The 18853-nt window shown below is 37.9% G+C and carries 20 protein-coding genes and 1 pseudogene; 11 read left to right on the top strand and 10 right to left on the bottom strand.

Annotation, left to right across the window (positions count from 1 at the left end; all coding sequences use genetic code 11):
- Positions 1-467: 467 nt before the first annotated feature.
- Complete coding sequence (locus EFK13_RS10465) at positions 468-2876, bottom strand: peptidase G2 autoproteolytic cleavage domain-containing protein (protein ID WP_129505477.1); 2409 nt, start codon at positions 2874-2876, stop codon at positions 468-470.
- A 1073-nt stretch (positions 2877-3949) separates the two neighbouring features.
- Positions 3950-5386, bottom strand: coding sequence for a flavin monoamine oxidase family protein (locus EFK13_RS10460; RefSeq protein ID WP_129505478.1), 1437 nt, complete (start codon positions 5384-5386; stop codon positions 3950-3952).
- 142 nt (positions 5387-5528) lie between these two features.
- Between EFK13_RS10460 and EFK13_RS10455 the strand changes: the two genes are divergently transcribed.
- The 3 genes and pseudogenes from EFK13_RS10455 (at position 5529) to EFK13_RS21165 (ending at position 8091) form a co-directional block, all read left to right on the top strand.
- The gene (locus EFK13_RS10455) at positions 5529-6083 is read left to right on the top strand and encodes an SMI1/KNR4 family protein (protein ID WP_129505479.1); all 555 of its coding nucleotides are present in this window, start codon (positions 5529-5531) and stop codon (positions 6081-6083) included.
- Positions 6084-6270: 187 nt separating this feature from the next.
- The gene (locus EFK13_RS10450; RefSeq protein WP_129505480.1) at positions 6271-6906 is read left to right on the top strand and encodes a type 1 glutamine amidotransferase family protein; all 636 of its coding nucleotides are present in this window, start codon (positions 6271-6273) and stop codon (positions 6904-6906) included.
- A 288-nt stretch (positions 6907-7194) separates the two neighbouring features.
- A pseudogene (locus EFK13_RS21165) lies at positions 7195-8091 on the top strand (CPBP family intramembrane glutamic endopeptidase).
- A gap of 242 nt (positions 8092-8333) precedes the next feature.
- Here the strand turns inward: EFK13_RS21165 and EFK13_RS10435 are convergent.
- Positions 8334-8564, bottom strand: coding sequence for a hypothetical protein (locus EFK13_RS10435; RefSeq protein ID WP_129505531.1), 231 nt, complete (start codon positions 8562-8564; stop codon positions 8334-8336).
- Between the two features lie 348 nt (positions 8565-8912).
- On the bottom strand, positions 8913-9791 hold the full coding sequence (locus tag EFK13_RS10430) for a DMT family transporter (RefSeq protein WP_129505481.1): 879 nt from the start codon (positions 9789-9791) through the stop codon (positions 8913-8915).
- A 102-nt stretch (positions 9792-9893) separates the two neighbouring features.
- Between EFK13_RS10430 and EFK13_RS10425 the strand changes: the two genes are divergently transcribed.
- Positions 9894-10766: a LysR family transcriptional regulator gene (locus EFK13_RS10425; RefSeq protein ID WP_129505482.1), complete on the top strand. Its 873-nt coding sequence runs from the start codon at positions 9894-9896 to the stop codon at positions 10764-10766.
- Positions 10767-10961: 195 nt separating this feature from the next.
- Here the strand turns inward: EFK13_RS10425 and EFK13_RS10420 are convergent, their stop codons facing one another.
- From EFK13_RS10420 to EFK13_RS10410, 3 genes are all read right to left on the bottom strand, one after another.
- Positions 10962-11759: a DUF817 domain-containing protein gene (locus tag EFK13_RS10420; protein WP_129505483.1), complete on the bottom strand. Its 798-nt coding sequence runs from the start codon at positions 11757-11759 to the stop codon at positions 10962-10964.
- A 96-nt stretch (positions 11760-11855) separates the two neighbouring features.
- Positions 11856-12080: a helix-turn-helix domain-containing protein gene (locus tag EFK13_RS10415; RefSeq protein ID WP_119996688.1), complete on the bottom strand. Its 225-nt coding sequence runs from the start codon at positions 12078-12080 to the stop codon at positions 11856-11858.
- A gap of 10 nt (positions 12081-12090) precedes the next feature.
- Positions 12091-12573, bottom strand: coding sequence for a DUF2975 domain-containing protein (locus tag EFK13_RS10410; RefSeq protein WP_129505484.1), 483 nt, complete (start codon positions 12571-12573; stop codon positions 12091-12093).
- Between the two features lie 351 nt (positions 12574-12924).
- Here EFK13_RS10410 and EFK13_RS10405 point away from each other — a divergent pair, with 351 nt between their 5' ends.
- From EFK13_RS10405 to EFK13_RS10395, 3 genes are all read left to right on the top strand, one after another.
- On the top strand, positions 12925-13839 hold the full coding sequence (locus EFK13_RS10405; protein ID WP_129505485.1) for a VanW family protein: 915 nt from the start codon (positions 12925-12927) through the stop codon (positions 13837-13839).
- 49 nt (positions 13840-13888) lie between these two features.
- Positions 13889-14380, top strand: a complete 492-nt coding sequence (locus EFK13_RS10400; RefSeq protein ID WP_129505486.1) for a hypothetical protein — start codon at positions 13889-13891, stop codon at positions 14378-14380.
- Positions 14381-14471: 91 nt separating this feature from the next.
- Positions 14472-14666, top strand: coding sequence for a hypothetical protein (locus tag EFK13_RS10395; protein ID WP_162499655.1), 195 nt, complete (start codon positions 14472-14474; stop codon positions 14664-14666).
- A gap of 52 nt (positions 14667-14718) precedes the next feature.
- On the opposite strand, the gene EFK13_RS10390 is transcribed toward EFK13_RS10395, so the two are convergent.
- The gene (locus tag EFK13_RS10390; RefSeq protein WP_129505487.1) at positions 14719-15078 is read right to left on the bottom strand and encodes a hypothetical protein; all 360 of its coding nucleotides are present in this window, start codon (positions 15076-15078) and stop codon (positions 14719-14721) included.
- 400 nt (positions 15079-15478) lie between these two features.
- Between EFK13_RS10390 and EFK13_RS10385 the strand changes: the two genes are divergently transcribed.
- From EFK13_RS10385 to EFK13_RS10370, 4 genes are all read left to right on the top strand, one after another.
- A complete protein-coding gene (locus EFK13_RS10385; RefSeq protein ID WP_129505488.1) occupies positions 15479-15718 on the top strand; it encodes a helix-turn-helix transcriptional regulator in 240 nt (79 codons plus the stop codon).
- Positions 15708-16058 carry a DUF2178 domain-containing protein gene (locus EFK13_RS10380; protein WP_129505532.1) on the top strand — a complete coding sequence of 117 codons (351 nt, stop codon included), beginning with the start codon at positions 15708-15710 and terminating at the stop codon, positions 16056-16058. Before EFK13_RS10385 ends, EFK13_RS10380 begins: the two co-directional genes overlap by 11 nt.
- Positions 16059-16332: 274 nt before the next feature.
- On the top strand, positions 16333-16476 hold the full coding sequence (locus EFK13_RS10375; protein ID WP_248894248.1) for a hypothetical protein: 144 nt from the start codon (positions 16333-16335) through the stop codon (positions 16474-16476).
- A 146-nt stretch (positions 16477-16622) separates the two neighbouring features.
- The gene (locus EFK13_RS10370; RefSeq protein ID WP_129505489.1) at positions 16623-17381 is read left to right on the top strand and encodes an N-acetyltransferase; all 759 of its coding nucleotides are present in this window, start codon (positions 16623-16625) and stop codon (positions 17379-17381) included.
- A gap of 54 nt (positions 17382-17435) precedes the next feature.
- On the opposite strand, the gene phrK is transcribed toward EFK13_RS10370, so the two are convergent.
- Positions 17436-17558: a phosphatase RapK inhibitor PhrK gene (gene phrK / locus EFK13_RS10365; protein WP_019258603.1), complete on the bottom strand. Its 123-nt coding sequence runs from the start codon at positions 17556-17558 to the stop codon at positions 17436-17438.
- Positions 17555-18670, bottom strand: coding sequence for a Rap family tetratricopeptide repeat protein (locus tag EFK13_RS10360; protein ID WP_129505490.1), 1116 nt, complete (start codon positions 18668-18670; stop codon positions 17555-17557). Before EFK13_RS10360 ends, phrK begins: the two co-directional genes overlap by 4 nt.
- Positions 18671-18853 lie beyond the last annotated feature (183 nt).

The raw sequence follows: 18853 nt of genomic DNA, 5'->3' as shown, positions 1-18853 counted from the left end.
CCGAACTCCCTCATTGCTTTAAAGACTCCACCAAGAAGGTCTCTTGAAATTCAATTATTATAATGTGCTATCCTTTTTACGGGAGGGCTTTGAAAACGTGAGTCCTGAAGGTTCAGTTTTTCATTAGATTTATCAATCCGTTATTATGGACTAAGGCATTTCTTATAGTGATATAAGTTAGTATGCTGTTCCACCTTTAGTTGAAAAAGGTTCTTTCACAAGCTTTACGAGGGTGAAGCTTAGCGCGCTCTATCCCTGCTTTTTCATATTTGGTGGTTTTAGAATAACGGTAATGGGGAGTTTTCTAAACTCTTTGATTCAGTATTACATTCAGAAAATGAACATATTTTTGGTTAAGATGATAGATTGAAAAATTTTGATATTAACATACAAGGGAATGAACACCTAGATATAGATTAGGTTTAACTATTTGGATAAACGTATAACTGAAATGGTCCTAAAATCCACTATTTGATGACGGTCAGAGCGATACCATAACCTTTTTCCGATGTGTAAACAGAAGTTATTTTCATTACTTTCCAGCTTCCATCAGATGCTTTTGTCCCTATCCCATTATATGCCGTAATATAATCTCCTTGATCGACAGTTTCGTCAATACGCACATAATGCTGGCCTACCAACCCGACTACATGCCATTCGTCTCTTGTTGCCCGTGAATGATAATTTGCCTCCAACGCTGTATCGTACTCTGGATTTAGTTTGGGAACACGTATAAGTTCACCGGTTTCCTCATCAGTCACCATCTCATAAATGAATCCGCCAAACTCATTTGTCAAATAACGGCCATGCCAGACGAAACTGGAAGCTCCTGAAATAAAAGCTGCAGTTTCTGAAATTACGCCAAGTATATAATCTCCCACATGAGCGGGTTCTATTTTTTCACCTTTTAAAGTCACAATTGTACCGGTATGGATTAACTGCCCAGTTGAGCTCTCAAAATACTCTCCATATCCATCTAAAGAAGAACTGAGCGCCCCGGCAAATGTCCCGTTTCCCCTAACAGAGTCAAGAAGCCATTTCATTGATTGATGACCTCCTGCCACGGTGTATGGTTCTTCCAGTATAATACTTTCAGAGGACAGTATTGTTCTTGACACATTGTTTCCTTTAATATGTGCATTATTTGAAGAAGCGATTAATGCACGAGAGCCTTCAGTGCTGGAGCCTCCTGAAGAGCTGATGACTGCATTCCTTTCTCCTCGGGTCGTAATATCACCTGTACCCGCGATTACTGCGCTTGTTTGGTTAAAGGCAAAGCCAGAGGTTGTTGCAAGCTGAACGCCTCCTTTTAAATTAATTGGTATTTTTTCGTATTCTTGACCTTTGAAGGAGGCGCCCACACTATAACCTTCTGACTGTACACCGAGAATTGTAGCCTGATTATTGGGCGATTGGATTCCAACTATCCCATTCTCATTAATCATAGTTCCATTTAGTATATTCACATTATAAAGACCGCCACCGATAGAAATTCCTTTTGGAGCAGATTGATAAATATCAAAGTTTGAAATTTTAATATAATCAGTTTTATTTGATCCGCCTGATAAATTAATATCAACACCGGCTTTTTTAAACCCACGAATTTTAATACCATTAATGGTTATATTTTGACTGCGATATTGCAAAGCCACGACAGGATTGCCTTTATAGTCATAGTCTGGGTTGCCAACCGCTGTGAACCCGGTTATATTAACGTTTTTATATGCCGAAATAACCAGCGCTCTTGGCGTCACAGCATCATAAAGCGAGTTGAAAACTGGTTCAATTGCCGAACAATCAATGAGTGTGACATCGTAAGCAGTTGTGCTTTCAGGATCTGTAATTTGATGGTGACCAATATGACGAAGATCAAATGCACGCACATCACGATAAGAAACATGTCCTATGATATGGACGTTTTGAGAGGCAGGCCACAGTTCATGAGCTTTTACTTCTACTCCACGGATGTTTCCGCTTGTAAAGTTATTCAAAAGCCATACATGCCTAGAGCCATCGTCGATTTCTATTCCGTTGGAGTTTGAAACACCTTCTGCAAACTCAGTTCCTCGCGGATTTCCTGAATGGCAGTTTGAAATAAAGATATATTCGCTGTAATGGGTGGTAATGCCGTCATCTCCTGAACCGTATGTCACACAGTTATCTATCCAAATATATTTTGATCCATCTTTTGTCCAATCGGTATCAGGCAAATGATCATACGTTGGGGATGTAATATCAATACCATGAAGACCTGCATTAATAGCTTCCACATCTTTGATCCATCCATATTCAACTTTAGCAAAAGTTATACAACTGGAGAACTGTCCCCCTGGATTTCTCACACCGCATTGTCTACTTGGATTCCAGTCTAATGACATTCCTTGAACGAAAATATTGCGATTCCCATTTTGATAATCATCATTTGTAATCACCCATTCATGTGCTGGAGTGTCTTCATGCAATTTAATCACAGTAATCCCTTTACCTTGCCCCACAATTGTTGTCCAGGATGGAAGTTTTATCCCTTGAACGAGGTATTCTCCGGCGGGAACGTTTACTTTGACTCGACCGTTGCCTATTGCTTTTCGAAAAGCTTCTGTATTGTCTCTTCCATCTGGAACAGCGCCGAAGTCTTCCACATTTACTTCTCGAGTAATCTTAGATAAAAGTGTAAAGTACTCTTTGTCAAGACGTTCTTTTAAAAGAGAGGTGACCTCTCCTTCAGCCGTCACTCTCGCGTCAGAAACTTCGATATTTTGGTCTGTAGCGGAATGCTTAATAAAGTTTTGCATTCTAGCCTTAATATGTTCGAGATCGTGATGAGACTGAGAATTGGCGTTTTGAGAAGGATCAGGATAGTTTTTAAAATTAACCATTCTAAAGACACCTCTTTCTTATAATATAAGCGCGGTTTTTGTTTTGAAAAAAGGGGGTTAAGCCTCTTTTGCGCTTATATTTCCAATTCTTTATTTGTTGCAAAATCCCTTTTAACTTTATATGTCTTTTAAGAAATGCAGGAAAATATAAAATAAGGAAATAGTGTAAATATTAGTATATAAAGTGATATTAAGAATCGTAAATGGTCCAGTTAAACGAAGAAGCAACGTTCGATGAATATAAAAAACGAGTATGTTATTACAACTTTGATTGTGTTTCCTAATTCAGATAATATTCTATTGGAATATTTATTAACAATAATGAAAGATATCTTTCTTCATGAAAAAAAGAGCCAATCCCTGCTATAGAAGAATTAGCAAAAGGCAGGAATTGCGCTGGATGAAAAAATGTACCGAGGTTTAAAACAATAGAAGAAAGGGTTGCTGATTTAGGAAAACAGCATATTTAACAAACAAGATTGTAGGTCTTAATTAAATCAATAGTCTCTAAAATGGTCTTACCTCTGTCAGTAGACAGTCAAAAAAAGCCAAATCAATAGTGCGCCACAGTACGCTTGCAGAGCACACTGGTTTAATTGTTTCTGGAATCGTTCGTGATTAAAGATCTGAATGTACTCTTTAGGGGCTCTTTTCAGTTTGGCATGAAGAAAAAGTATACGTATTCTTTTCTGAAATGCGAGAAAAAAAGATTCAAAACACACAGGTAGGTTCCTTTTTGAGAATAATGCACTACAAGCAAATGTTTCGAATCTTCTGCTATGATTTTGTTGTTCTCTCATACATTATTAACAGCTCTAACATTAAAAACGTTGTCCTTTTTACACTACCTACTTAGAGGGGACAATATTAAAAAAGAAGCTTTTTTAAAAAATCTTTTTGAATTCCAAAAAAGCAAAAGAGGTCCACATTGCAAATCGTGTAAGAGATGACAATCATGGAATTATGAATAAAGCATTAACTCTTTTTTCACTTAGCTCACTTAAAACTGACTTAAAGCATAGATGTATCAAATCTTAGGCTCAACAAGAGTTAACACAAGATGCCAGCACGATCTAAGGTAAACGATTGACTTCATACGCGGCACGGATTCCTGATTCAATCGCGCCTTGCATCCACGCATGAGTGAGTGAGACATGTTCTCCAGCGAAATGAATTCTTTCCTCAGGGACAGGGATATAGGGATTCAGCTCTAATTCCTGTCCTGGTTCGAAAGCTGTAAAGGCCCCCGCCGAATAAGGGTTTTGACTCCAGCTAAAAGAAGCGCCGGACACAAATTCAGACCATACAATATCGCCATATATTTCAGATAAATTCAGTAAGGTATACTGGATACGCTCTCTTTCTGAAAGACTGTCCCACATCAGTGCTTCGTCTGCCCATGTATAACTCGCCAGAATAACAGCATGTCCAGCTCCTCCAATACCTGTGCTCGGATAATACGAAAATCGAATCGGGAGATCAGTAATAGATTTGCCGCCGCGCTGCCCGGTTTTTTCCCAAAAACGGCTTTTAAACTCGATGCCGATTTTTGTTGCGCTCATATAGTTTAGTTCGCGGATTGCCCTCCGTTTATAGTAGGAAAAAGAATGGTATGGTTCGATTTTCACAAATCGCAATGTTGAAAAAGGAATGGTTACAATAGCGAGATCAGCTGTAAATGCTGCGTGTTCTGCTGTTTGCTGGTGCTGACAATGGATCGTCACACTGTTTTCAGTTTGAGAAATTTTCATCATTTTTTGATGGTATAGAATATTTGTATGTAATTGAGGAAGAAACGCTTGAGGAAGCTGATCCATGCCGCCTGTTATCTCATAAAATTGAGTTGGGAATGTAAAATAGATGGATTCCCGCAACACTTCAACAAGGGACATACCCATGTACGCTTCCATATCCAAAAGTACACCAATCATATCGATCGCGCCATATGAAAAATAAGTGTTTAAGAAAGAGCTTAACGAATAATTCTTGTATTGCTTTTCAACCATCTGCCAATTTCTTTCAGGATCTTGATTGATAAACTGTAGAATAGGCTGCAATACAGAAAGCATTAGCTCTTCAGCCGACTTCCCTTGTTCGTTCGGTGCAACGGGGTATCTTAATATTTGAGGATTACGTTCAAAAATATGGAGACGTGTATTGATTCCATTCGCATAAATGATGTCCAACGGGGTTCTATTGATAAATTCATTTGTTGGCAGTCTGAATTTTTTTATATACTCCAAGGTTAGCAAATGTTTCTTCGGTATGCGCATCGGACCAACGTTGAAATACAAACCATCACTAAAGGGAGATCTCAAAGTGCAAACACGGCCGCCTGCTCTGCCGCTCGCTTCGAGAATCGTTACTCTGTGACCGGCGTTTTTTAGCAAAGATGCTGATACAAGCCCGGCCAATCCAGCTCCCACAACAATAATATGCTTTGGGTGATGTGATCTGTTAAGACCAATCCTGATGATCTTCACCATGTCATCATTCATTAGAGAATTCACTTTTGGGAGGCACCTCTTTTTTTGAATTTATTGCATTATATTCAGAGAAAAGGGCGCCTATCACATCTGGTCACATCTTTTGAAATTGTATGTCGAAAAGGATATATATTCTCGTTAAAAGATCAAGAATGGGGTGTTGTATTTGATTAACTTTGTTCATAAGACAGTAAACGGTTTGAAAAGTCTCTTAGATGAAAAAGGAGCCATTAAATTGTTTTGTTCTGAAGGAGATATCATGGAGTTCCTTGTTACATTTTCACAGGAAAAAGCAACCCTGAATGACATTCAAAGCTTTGAGGCTAAACACCAGCTTACCCTTCCAGATGATTATCAGAAGTTTATTACACTGCATAATGGTGCGAAAATTTTTCAGATACTTGCTGATGGGGAGAATATAGGTGGCGGACTTTATTTATTTAGCCTTGAAGAGATTGAAGAAGAATTAAAATATGAGGATTTGTTTGAAGGCATCATTGGCATCCCAATTGGTCACTTATTAGAAGGTTGTCATTTGATGATCGACAAAGATAAATTGAATAAAGGTGATCCGAACTATCTCTTTATATTAGAAATAGGTGAGTACACACCATTAAATGTAAACTTTGAGATATTTCTAGACCGGTATATACTTTCCAATGGGGAAGCTTTTTGGGAATGGCGTTACTATACAGCAGAAAATTACTATAGAACAAGATAGCATGATATATAAGACAGTCAGATTTGGCTGTCTTTTTCTGTTATTCAAATAAATGATTGCGGTAAATTATACTCTCCTCAATAAAGCGAAGGGGAGGTTTATTTCGATGAAGCCTATTAGATAGCTTGTTAACTTCCATAAATCACCTCATAATAAGTTATATCAATCGTGATTGGAGTGTTATCGGATGAAAACAAAAAGAGTTTATCTCTATGTATTTCATACAATGTCAGACTGGGAATATGGATATTTAATTGCTGAACTAAACTCAGGGAGATATTTCAAAAAAGATATAGCACCGTTAAAAGTAGTTACAGTAGGGGCTAATAAAGAAACGATTACGACGATGGGAGGATTACACATAAAACCGGACATTTCGCTTGATGAGTGCACGCTTGAGCGTTATGATCTTGTCATTTTACCCGGAGGGAATACTTGGGGAGAAGATATTCATCAACCGATCTTGAAAAAAGTCGGCGAAGCTTTAAAGCTTGGCACGATTGTGGCTGCCATTTGTGGTGCAACCCTGGGCCTTGCGAATGAGGGATACTTAGATTCTAGAAAGCATACAAGCAATGACTTAGAGTATTTGAAAATGGTCTGTCCTGCATATAAAGGAGAAGAATTATATGAGAAGGGACCTGCAGTATCTGATGAAAATTTGGTAACTGCATCAGGAATCGCTCCCCTGGAATTTGCAAAGGAAGTACTAAAAAAATTAGATGTGTTTGCACCGGATACATTGGATTCATGGTATAAGCTAAATAAAACCCATAAATCAGAGTATTTCTTCGAGTTGATCAATATAATAAATGGAAATTAACATTTAACAGTTTGCAAATAGTTGAAATCATAACCAAAGGCCCCCTGAACATATGGGGCTTTTTTTTATTAAGTCTAATGATACTAGAATGGATTTATATGGCCTAATAGAAAAGCAACTAAAGCAACCGTGTTTTGATGCTGAATTTAATTAGAAGCAAAGCAAGAAAACGTAGATTTTTGAAACATAACAGTATTTGGAACGTACTTATTAATAATGTTTAAGGATAATTACATATTTTGCTTTCTTCTTTAGTCCTTATACTAATGATGTGAAAGGGGTATCCAAATGCAAATTCATCTTACCAAAAGCGGAAAACAAGACAATCATCATAAATGGTTAGGACCTGTCTTGCTCAGCTGGGGAACATTCGTATTTGCTTTGTTTTTTGCTACTTTAGTCGGTTCAATGGCCAGCCAAGCAGGAGCTTCCAAGCTCTTAAAGCAAGGTATCCAAGCGGGTATAGTCACATTAATGACTGTCTCGTTACTCTATATTCTTCTTAAACGGATGTCTAGTAGACCATTCTGCTCTATCGGACTATCTGGTTGGCGGCAAGCCATTCCGAAAGCCATTATGGGAGCAGTGTATGTGATTGTTCTATCCGGATCTGGTTTCGCTATCGCCCATTTATTAGGATGGATCAAAATTACACAATTCCACTTCTCTGTCCATTTAGTAACAGCATTGCTCTTAAATATGATGATCGCTTTCTTTTATGAAGCTTTTCCAGAGGAATTAACTTTTCGTGGGACGGTGTACTATGCTCTAAACAGGTGATGTAACTGTTTCATGGCTTTACTTCTGCAGCCGATCCTGTTTGTGCTTGCACCAATAACTGTAAGTGGTTTGCAATATATAGCTGGAATTGAATCACCTGCTATCACATTAGATTACATCGTTTTATTGTTGTCTTTTGGATTCATTCTTCAGCTCCTGCGTATTGTATCAGGAAGCTTATGGACGTCCATAGCCTTTCATCTAGCCTTTCTCGAAAATTCTCGGTTCTTCGTCCTGCAGGGGAAGGAACGCTTTATTACTTATGAAGAAATTGTTCCGGGAGCAGGAGCGCTGTTTGTGATCTTTTTTATGTTGCTTATTGTCGGTACTCTACTCTTAATACCTGTTGCAATAGCTCGCCGGTGTCGTAAGAATAAGAGAAACGAAAAGATGATTAATAGTTGAGCGAATAATGAATCCAGACATAAGGGAAATGAACTAAAAAGATGTGAGGGATTTCCAATGAAATGATTTATTTTAGTTATTTCCTTATTGGCTGCTGTTGTTGCATATTCAACTCACATAAACGCTAATTCAATGCCCTGTAGTGTCATACTGGGACCAGTGGCTCTTAATTTTAAAAATGCTAAAGGTGTTGCATTCATTTAGAAGGTGCAATTAATTCCACTTAAATTAGTTTGGTTAACTTAAATCACATATTTCACAACGTTCACAACAAGTATAAAGGCCGCTGATCCAAACAAAAAATACCCAGATCTAGTCTGTTTCTTTGAAAGAGACTCCACTCCCACTAAAACAAAGAGAAGTGCAACTAATATTTGGAGAGAAAACAAGAGGAATTCACTTTGACTATGCAGGGAATACACGCAAAGTATTAAAGCTGCACATGAAATGAACATTTTTGAAGCTTTAAGCAAAGAACCATTCCTAACATAGTTTTTATTAAATCTTAACACGTTCCATTCTTTTATTGGAGAGACAAAGGTATCAAGATAAAAGAAGTAATGTAAACAAATGTAAAACAAAAAGAGCATTAATTTTACACGCTCTTTTCATAATTTCCCACGTCAGACCCGGCTCTCATGTGATTGAGCCGGGGTCGTGACTGAAATTGTATAAATAGGATTCAATATGTTTTTTCAGGTTGATGTATTTTGTTTGCTGTTCGATAAAAATGATGTAATTCGGCCAGATTACGATATGTTTCTTTTATTCTCTCCATCTCCCAATTACTAAATATCACTCCACACAAATGATTATAAGATTCACATTTTATATCGTGAAAATTTGAAAGTATTCATAAAAATGCCCCAGCATATCAGCAGTGCGCCGATGATGATGTTCACGGTGATCTGTTCGTGCAATTGCACCCATCCAAAGAATAGAGCCAAAACGGGAACGAACATTAATGCCATGGACGCTTTTGACGCTTCGATTTGATTGAGCACCCAAAACCATACGACAAATGTAAATCCAGTGGAAAGCAAACCATTAAACAGCAATGACCACACCGCCTGATATGTCCACTCGGCTGATTGGGCAGGTTCTAATATTAAGGAAAACACCAACAACATGATGGCACCCATCAGAAGATGCCAGGCATTCATATGAATGATATCGATATGCTTGAATTGAAGCTTGCTAAACACATTCGCGATTCCCCAGCTAAGTGCTGCCGCAAGGACGCACAGTTCTCCAAATAATGCGCTTTGATCAATATTCAGCATTTCTTTTCCAAATATAAATAAAAGTCCGAAGAAGCCGCATATCAGCCCGATCGTTTTATACACATTCATTTTCTCATTTAATGTAAAATGGCTGATCACCGTAACAAATATAGGCATCGTATACACCAAAACAGAGGTTTTCCCTGAATCGACAAACTGCATTCCATACGTTAAGATCCCCATATAGCCCAGACCCATCAGCAGGCTCATGATGATATAGCTTTTGATATGTTCTTTTCTCATAGCAAGTTTTTTTCTTTGAATGAAGAGAATGAGAAATAAAGGAACTGCTCCGATAAATAGGCGCAAAGCCGAAAACAAAAGCGGGGGAATGTCATGAATCCCCACTTTCATTGCTACCCAAGTATAGCCCCAAATAAGTGTGACAGATATGATTCCCAGCATGACTTTTACCATTAATTAAGCCGCCTTTCTTGTTTAAATATTCGTGCTGGTTTCTATGATATGATACATTTATATATAACTGAAATACATTTTTATTATCGGAGGTATAACCAAATGGTTATGAATATGAACCACCTACATATATTTGTGAAAGTCGGGGAGAAATTGAATATTACAGAAGCGGCAAAAGAATTGTTCATCTCTCAGCCGGCGGTAAGCAAAGCGATTAAAAGCATGGAAAGCTCGCTGCAGCTCAAATTATTCATAAGGGATAGACATCATGGTTTAATGCTGACTGACGTCGGAAAGGAAATTTTGCTGCTGGCGAGGCAAATGAAGGGGATTGAAAGCAAAATATATCAAGTAGCAAGCCGGGAAAACAAGCTGTTAAGCGGGAAGGTGAAAATCGGTTCATTTCCTGCTGTTTCAACAAATATTATGCCCCAGGCGATTGCGGCATTCAGGGCAAACTACCCGATGATCCGCATAGAATTGGTCGAGGGGACCTCTGATCAAATCAAAGGCTGGGTCGAGGATCGGACGGTTGATATTGGGGTCGCGGCATCTCCATTTGAACCGTTTGACCATCAACTATTGTGCAACGACTATATGGTAGCCGTCATCCCGCCGCAATATGACGAATTGAAACAGGAAAAGCATATCGATCTCAAAATATATCAAGATGATCTTATTTTTTGCAAAGGCGGTCATGAAATTGCGATGTCAAACGCGTTTCAGCAGCACCACATTGAATTAAAGGAAAACTTAACTGTGCAAAATGCCGAAACCTTGATCAATATGGTCAAAAACAACTTGGGCATAGGCATTATTTCAAACTTTACACTCTCATCTGTCTCGCATCAATTGAACAAAAAAGACATCTTTCCCCGGATCACCCGTGATATTGGCGTCATCACGCATTCATTTGATGAAATAACGCCGGCGGCGCATGAATTTATCAAGGTGTTGAAAGCAGTCGTCATCTGAATCTGCAATCGTGATAAGGCGGGTTCTAGTCTTATGAAAGTATTAGGGAGACAAGCAGAAATGCCGATTTCTACACCTGCCGGATCATCCTAGCGCAAGATGAATACTTACCGGTGGTATTGCATAAGGAAAAAAAGCAACAATCGAATGTTGCTTTTTCATTTTGTTCTTTAACTTCAATACGCTACGAGGACTTCAACCTAAAAAAAGTTCACCGGTCTCTGCCTTTGCGGGACTCTGTTCCTTAACCTGTTTTAATGTCGCCACGATAAGAAAGCTCACAATCACTAATAAGAGCCATGAACTCACCTTTCCTAGATGAACGAGACTCCATGCATCGGTTTGGTTTGGATATGTCCAAGCCCCAAAAAATGTTGCGATATTTTCGGCTATCCATATAAAAAATCCGATGAGCACAAAAGAAAGTGCGAGCGGCATACGATAACGAGTTCCATTCACCTCGTATATGACCCATGTTCGCCAAAAAACAATGATGACAAGTCCAGATAACCACCAGCGAATGTCGATCGAGTAATGGTGTGTAAAAAAGTTTAAATAAATCGCAGCGGCCAGCGGAACAACTGCAAAATACGGAGGCCACTTAACCAGATCAACCTTAAGCCTTCTCCACGCCTGACATAGATAGCTGGCTACACTTGCGTACATGAAACCGCTATACAAAGGCACTCCGAAGATTTTGGAGTTTCCTTCTTCTGGATAAGACCAAGAACCCATATGTACCTTGAAAAGTTCAAGAGCAAGTCCAATGAGGTGGAACAATGTAATCACCTTTAATTCATCCCGTGTTTCAAGTCCGGAACGCACCATCCACAACTGCATGAAAACACAGATGATGAGCAGCCAGTCATAGCGTGGCAAGAAGGGAAGAGGGATGATTTGTGTGATAGCCAAAGAGGCAAAAATAACGACAGGAAACAAACATGAAAGGGCCTGTTCCCAGCCAAAACGAATGAGTTGCTTTAAGGCTCTCATGATGTGTGCCTCCAAGGGTTTATTCTGAATATAAATGGACATAGGATTACGTCCATAGGATCACCGCCAGATTACTTTATTTTTCTTTTATCTTCTTTATAACTCCTGTGTGTCTTCATCACTTCGGTATTCCAAAATATCTCCGGGCTGACATTCTAAAGCCTTACAAATCGCTTCTAAGGTTGATAAGCGAATGGCCTTTGCTTTTCCGTTTTTCAATATAGAAAGATTAGCCATCGTTATGCCAACCCTCTCCGAAAGCTCTGTTACGCTCATTTTCCTTTTAGCAAGCATCACATCAATATTGATAATAATTGCCATGTTCATCACCTCAGACCGTTAAGTCATTTTCTGATTTTATATCAATCGCTTCTTTTAACAGTTTTTGAAGAACGGCGGCAAAGACCGCAATCACCATTGAAGCAAAAATAATAACCAATCCAATGACTATGATACCTGGGGCGTCGTCTATCTCGGCAATCAGATAAAAGACGGGCATGCCTGCCGCAAACAGGATGCTGATCGTGACTGCACAGTATTTGATATTCTTTAAAGCTCTTACAGACATTTTAGAGAAGGCTTTGTTCTTGTCAATATAGCTTAAAAGTTTAAACGCTTGATAAAGTGCAAAGTAAAAAGGTATCGCCGATACATACAAAAAGATGAAAACGAGATATGGTATATAAGCCATATTTGGAAAAACTTCTGCTGTATAATTGGCTATCTTAGGGACTACGAAAATACACAATGCAAGAATCGGAATTCCAATAAGAATAACAGCAATCTTTAAAAAGAGTGTTGATACTCGATTCATAAAAAACACCTCACTTATTTGATGTCAATTTGAATGTAACACACAATTTATCGTTTCTCAATAAAAAAATATTGAAATAAACCATTTAATTGTTGTTATAGAAGAACATTTTTCATTTAGATAAGATAAAAAAGCATCTTCCTCCTTACGGGGAGATGCTTTATCATTTTAACTTTTGCGACTGAAGGAACCGTGTGTTTCAGTGAGCTCAGGGAATCGGCGTGAACAATGAAAGATATAGCTGTTTTATGAGAGTTTTCTCAACATCTAAAGATTCAAACAAACGATGGGAAGAAATACATCAAAGGATACGCTGCTGTTCATACTAATGCTCGGGAGGTAAACCGACTTATGATACAAATTTGGATCACTGGTCTTTTATTATTGGCTCAACCGAGCGGGCTGCCTGACAGCTTAACGGTCACACAACAAGGACGGACGATTGCCACTGTCAACCGTGAAAACTTTACGATGCCTTTTCCCGGTACCCCGATGATTGACCATGAAAAGTACCGTACATTCATCAAACAGCTCAATAAGCAAATTTATCGGGAGCCGACAAACGCCCAGCTTGACAATCAAGGAGTAATTATCCCGGGCAGAGTTGGCTACAAATTGTATCAACAGGCGTTTATGGAAAGGTTTTATGCTTATTTCTATGGCCAAGGCCCCTCCAAGGTAGAAGTGCCGGGATTGAACATTTACCCGAAAGTTGACAGCGAACTGCTTGCTCACATCAGTACGCAGCAGCTCGGTCAGTATGTAACTTATTTTAATTCGAATAATAAAAGCCGATCACATAATATCTCCCTTTCCGCAGAAGCAATTGACAATCATGTTGTATTCCCTAATGAAACATTTTCTTTTAACCAAGTTGTTGGAATGAGAACCAGGGACAAAGGATACAAAAGTGCGCCTATTATCGTTAAAGGTGAGTTGTCTGAAGGTGTCGGCGGAGGAATATGTCAGGTATCATCAACATTATTTAATGCAGTCGATCGTGCAGGGCTGCGAATCGTTCAGCGCTATTCTCATACAAGAAGCGTACCATATGTTCCGCCCGGACGTGATGCTACGGTAAGCTGGGGAGGTCCAGACTTCCTCTTTAAAAACCAATATAACCAGCCAATATTAATTCGGGCAAAACGGCATGGGGGGAGTATGATTGTTACGCTTTACTCTTCTGATATGATCAATAACAAACTGAGAAAAGTTCCTAAAGCCCCATCTCAAATACCGAAGGAAATAAAAGCCGATCGGCAATAAATACGATTATTGGACAAGCTAATGAAAAAAGGAAGAAGGGATAAATGAAGTGAAAAGACTATTATTTTCCTTATGTGGTTTATTATTTGCATTTGCTTTTGTTCAATCAAAAGCGCACGCCCTGACCTTTACAGTGTTGCCTATTACACAAAAAACAGAACAGTGGTCAGTAGAAGTAAGTGCAGCAAAAGATGAAAAAGGATATGCGGCACCTAAGGAAAGAAAATATAATGTATATTCCTTGGAAGTCAAAAACATAGGAAAAGAAGCAGCTATGGTGGATGTGCAATTGTATAGAAATGATCCTGATTCAATTACAAGGTTTTCACTTTTTGGATGTCCCGATGAATGTGTCAAACAAAAAGAGGATGCTAAAACCTTAGCTGAAAGTTTAAACGAAAGCTCGCCGTTGAGGTTTAATCATTTTATGCTGGCAGATCAGGCCTCTGAATTAGAAGTTGTGATTATTTGGACGCAAAAAGGGCAAGAAGGACGCCATTTAAAACAGACCTTTAAATTTACTGAAGATGGTGTGAATTAGGCTGTAAAGCAGCTTGTCGGATAACAAGCATTAAGCCTGCTGCGAAGAAAGGGAAGGGGGAGAGTCAAATAAAAATGATAGGATGGTTTTGATGATTAGATCCATTATTTTGCCAGAGGAAAAAACGAAAATAACAGTTGGAAAACCAATCAAAGATGAGTCGAACGTCAAAGTTACTGCAATTTATGACTACAGAGAAGAACCAGAGGAAGCTTTTTGGATACACTTATCCGATGGAAGTGAAATGTTTGTAGACGATCACAAAGTCTTTATTGAATACGAATAGAGAAAGGGATTGAAATGAAAGATATAGGCAGTTACATTTTAAAAAATGCAACTCAGTTAAAGCCGTCTATTTCAAAATTGTCCACATCGAGATTTAGGTTTTTCAATTGTTTCAATAAAACTTCAAATTTTAAGCAATCACCATTTTTCGCTTCTTCTGGAATATATTCAGGATGAGCAATTTTCATCCCGGATTCAATCCATTGTTTGCGATACAATTGAAATGCAGCTTCAATCAAATGATCCGGAGTAACAATAAAGCCTAATCTCACATCATGATCCTCACTGTAACCAAACTCAAAATCGCAACATGGACAAATGTCAAACGTTTTTTGATACTCGCCTTGATACAAAGGATTTTGACTCAATCCTTTATATCCGCAAATTAAACATGAATATAATTTTTTCGCCAAGTTTAATTCTCCTTTTATCGCTATTTTCTTTTGCTGTCCCGTAGCATATATGACTTCGAAAAAAAGAAATTTAGTGTACTGCATTTATTTATATCATAATACTCGATAATCGCATCATTTTTCCATCATGTTCTGCGTTCAACAATCATTAAAGCAAAGAGAAGTGCAACTAATGCTTTGAATATTATCACACGGATGCACCCTGCCAAAAACCATCAATTACACCAGTATCGATATATGAACCTGACGGAATTATGAATTTCGTCAGGTTCTTTCTGCATTATGGCTTTTGTTAAAACAAAGTAATACAAGATAAAATAAATGTGTTTTTTACTTTTGTATAAGTTTACTTTACTTTTGTAAAAAGTGAGTTTATAATTTGGTTCAAGAGGTGATGGTCATGAAGAAAGATTTTGGTGATTCGATATCAAATAAGGTTTATGAATATCGTGTACTTGCCAGAATGTCTCAGCAAGAATTAGCAGAGAAAGTCGGGGTTTCCAAACAAACCATCTTTGTAATGGAAAAAGGAAATTATGTACCGACTCTGCTGTTGGCTTTTCGAATTGCCGAATTTTTTAATGCTGATGTAAATGAAATTTTTACTTATGAGAAGGGAAATGATCAAAATGATAAATAAGTTTTTCTCAGATATTCATAACGCAATTTTTTCCTCATTAAAGTCTTGGGCTGAACAATCTACGGGAAATTGGAATATTCTCATTGGAGCTGGTTTTTTACTGGTGATGGGTAGTGCGATTTTTGTATATGTATGTTATAAGAAGATTGGGAAAGAAGACGAACGGACAAATAAAATCTATTTGAAAAGCAGCTCCTATATGCTAGTGGTAATCATTCTATGTGACACGATTTTTCCTAAAGATTATATGTGGACCATTTTTTTCCTGTACAAATATGCGCTGGCATTTTTAGCTGCTGGGATTTACCTAGCTGTCCAATATAAAAAGGATTTTTCATAAGGAAATGTCGAGGAGCCAGGCTCAGGCATAGATGGGGGATTATAGGTGAGACCGATGATTTCTCAGGTATTTCTATCCAATTATGACCGGATCAAATTCGCTCTCTCCTCTACAATATTCTATTCGCTGCCTTACACTAATCGTTTTGTTTGTGATCGTCCTTAAAGAGCAAAAAAATCGAAGGATAGAAATCGTTTACTTGTTTTGAGGAGCAAATTGAATGATCGATTACAAAAAAATTCTTAATAAGCCACCAATCACCTTGTCTGAATGATTGGTGGCTTTTTTATGCGGTGGTGTGAAAGATGGTTTGAGTGGCGCAACGGATGATATTATTCTGCTTGAAGAGATACCAAGAGGAACTCGCTTTGGATTTGATTTGGGTGAAAAAAGAATCAAGATAAAAATAAGAATGTAAGAAGGATTATTTATTTAATTGGCAAAATGAAAGAAAGAAGAAGTGTTTGAGTTGGGACGGGTATTCATTCTATTAGTCATGCTAAGTGTTCCAGCGAAAATGAGTTGAATTTCCATGTAATATCTTAAAGGAGGGGAGAAGAGGATATGAGCTATATTGAAATCACAAAGGACAATATTGAAGACAATCATATTTGCTGTGCATTGGGTGCAAAACAGTATGAGAATGCGGTCAATGAAAAGAAGCGATGGCTCAAAGCTCGAATGGATAAAGGTTTGGTGTTCTATCGCTTAAACGAATGGGCAAAAGTCTTTATTGAATACTTACCTGCAGATGAGGCATGGGTGCCTATCAATGCACCTAATTTTATGTATATTAATTGTCTTTGGGTATCTGGCAGATATAAAAATAAGGGTCATGCGAAACGATTGTTGGACAAATGTATAGCAGATGCGAAAGCTCGCGGCATGGATGGGATTGTCCATATCGCAGGTAAGAAAAAACTTCCTTATTTAAGTAATAAGCATTTCTTTGAGCATATGGGGTTTACTTTGCTAGATGAGGCCGGCCCTTATTTTCAATTAATGGCTTTGACATGGAATGGCCTTGCAACTTCTCCTGCATTTAAGCAGCAGGTTAAAAGTGATTTTGTGAATGAAAAGGGGATTACGATTTACTATACAGCTCAGTGTCCATTTGCAGTGGGCGTGCTAGACGATTTGCGGGAATTGACTGAAAAGAAAGGGGGTCAATTTCAGTCGATTCGGTTATCATCGAAAGAAGAGGCACAAAAATCGCCAGCCATTTGGACGACTTTTAGTGTTTTTTTTGAAGGGAAATTTGTGACTCATGAGATCATGAGTGTAAATAAATTTGAAAAATTGCTTAATAAACTATTGGCTTGAATTTCAAAATAAAAAGCCCACTCTCATGAGGTGGGCTATATTCTTGATTTCTCCTTACCCTCCGACCGGCCTTTCAGCGACTTGTATGCTGGATGGTGAATCTGTACTTAATTGCGTTAAAGCTACTCCACTTAAAATCACAGTTAAAATAGACACGCAAAGCACTAGTTTTTTCATAAGATTCCCTCCACCTGATTCATTTTCTGTTCAGCCCAAATTTTTTCATTGAAAAAGCTTGCAGCCTCTTCAAAAGCACCTATTGTTTCAAATCTTTTTGCGGCTAAGTAAGCTAATTCATCAACACTTTCAAGGTCATTATGTTGTTTCAAACATTCAATATGATTAATGCAATTTTTAAAGTTGTTTTTTAATTCACCGCAGTAAAGGTTGTACAAGATGCTGATTTTGGCTTCATATATATTATTCTCCATTGAAATGAGTCTTTCCTGTGCTTTATTGTAAAAATGAATAGCTTTCGCTTTTTCGTCAATTTTAAATAGTTCTTTAATCATCATGAATATTGAATGGATATAATAAATTGAATCTGCCCAAGATTCCTCTTCTAAAGCCTTTTCAAGAGACTCTATACACTTATTGGATTTGTTCCAGCCAGAATAAACGATGCTGAGATTGTGATATAACTGTGCTTCCAAAAATTCATCTTTTACTTCATTGGCAATGTTTATTGCCTCAAGATAATATTCTTCTGACTCTTCAAATCGTCTAATATCAGCATAGTTTGCTGCTGCAATCATTAATGATGCAGCCAGCTTGCACTTGTAATCGGGGTATCGCTTATATATAGCGATGGCATTTTTTATGTAGTGTTGCGATACAACACTTTGTTTAACGAGAGTGTAAAGGTAGGAGACTTTGGAGTAAAATTCTGCTGCTTCGATCTCATCTGGAATTTCTGCAAGTTTTTTCTCTGCTAACCCGTATAAATTAATCGCACGATCGAAATTTTTGTTATATGCTTCGTACATGGCTTCAAATAAATAAAAATTGTATTCCAACTTGTCGTTGGTTTTCTTAATAAAGGTTTGATTATCATCAGTAAAGTAAGTGTGCTTTTGTAGCGGTTCTCCTCGTGATGAGTGTAACAGCATTTTATGTCTTTCTTCTAATAAACTGTAATAGGCGAGAACCTCCTGATCTTCTTCCATATCATCAAATTGTTTTTTTATTTCTGAGTAATACTTGGCTGATTCATTAACTTTCTGTTTCTTTATAGCTATGTACCAATCATTAAGCGCAGTAGCAACAACTTCTGAAGCAATCTTGCTCATCTAAACCCCTCTTTCTTAACATTCGGAAATATCTCATAAAGATATTATCATAATCATAGGGATTTTTGTTAAAGAATGTAATCATTTTGGAGGTTATTGACTCAATGAAACAAAAAATGTAAATAAGAGCAGGTCAGTTTTGTCCCTGTAACGCTTTAATATAAGTTCAAAATTTTGAGCAGC

This window comes from Bacillus cabrialesii (assembly GCF_004124315.2).
Taxonomy (GTDB): Bacteria; Bacillota; Bacilli; order Bacillales; family Bacillaceae; genus Bacillus; species Bacillus cabrialesii.
This window is presented reverse-complemented; position numbering and strand designations above follow the sequence as displayed.

Excerpts from the sequence above, each read along its gene's own strand:
- EFK13_RS10360 (WP_129505490.1), bottom strand. The coding sequence starts at position 18,670 with ATGAGCAAGATTGCTTCAGAAGTTGTTGCTACTGCGCTTAATGATTGG.
- EFK13_RS10380 (WP_129505532.1), top strand. The coding sequence starts at position 15,708 with ATGATAAATAAGTTTTTCTCAGATATTCATAACGCAATTTTTTCCTCA.
- EFK13_RS10415 (WP_119996688.1), bottom strand. The coding sequence starts at position 12,080 with ATGGCAATTATTATCAATATTGATGTGATGCTTGCTAAAAGGAAAATG.
- EFK13_RS10370 (WP_129505489.1), top strand. The coding sequence starts at position 16,623 with ATGAGCTATATTGAAATCACAAAGGACAATATTGAAGACAATCATATT.
- EFK13_RS10410 (WP_129505484.1), bottom strand. The coding sequence starts at position 12,573 with ATGAATCGAGTATCAACACTCTTTTTAAAGATTGCTGTTATTCTTATT.
- EFK13_RS10430 (WP_129505481.1), bottom strand. The coding sequence starts at position 9,791 with ATGGTAAAAGTCATGCTGGGAATCATATCTGTCACACTTATTTGGGGC.
- EFK13_RS10385 (WP_129505488.1), top strand. The coding sequence starts at position 15,479 with ATGAAGAAAGATTTTGGTGATTCGATATCAAATAAGGTTTATGAATAT.
- EFK13_RS10450 (WP_129505480.1), top strand. The coding sequence starts at position 6,271 with ATGAAAACAAAAAGAGTTTATCTCTATGTATTTCATACAATGTCAGAC.
- EFK13_RS10465 (WP_129505477.1), bottom strand. The coding sequence starts at position 2,876 with ATGGTTAATTTTAAAAACTATCCTGATCCTTCTCAAAACGCCAATTCT.
- EFK13_RS10405 (WP_129505485.1), top strand. The coding sequence starts at position 12,925 with ATGATACAAATTTGGATCACTGGTCTTTTATTATTGGCTCAACCGAGC.
- phrK (WP_019258603.1), bottom strand. The coding sequence starts at position 17,558 with ATGAAAAAACTAGTGCTTTGCGTGTCTATTTTAACTGTGATTTTAAGT.
- EFK13_RS10395 (WP_162499655.1), top strand. The coding sequence starts at position 14,472 with ATGATTAGATCCATTATTTTGCCAGAGGAAAAAACGAAAATAACAGTT.
- EFK13_RS10425 (WP_129505482.1), top strand. The coding sequence starts at position 9,894 with ATGGTTATGAATATGAACCACCTACATATATTTGTGAAAGTCGGGGAG.
- EFK13_RS10420 (WP_129505483.1), bottom strand. The coding sequence starts at position 11,759 with ATGAGAGCCTTAAAGCAACTCATTCGTTTTGGCTGGGAACAGGCCCTT.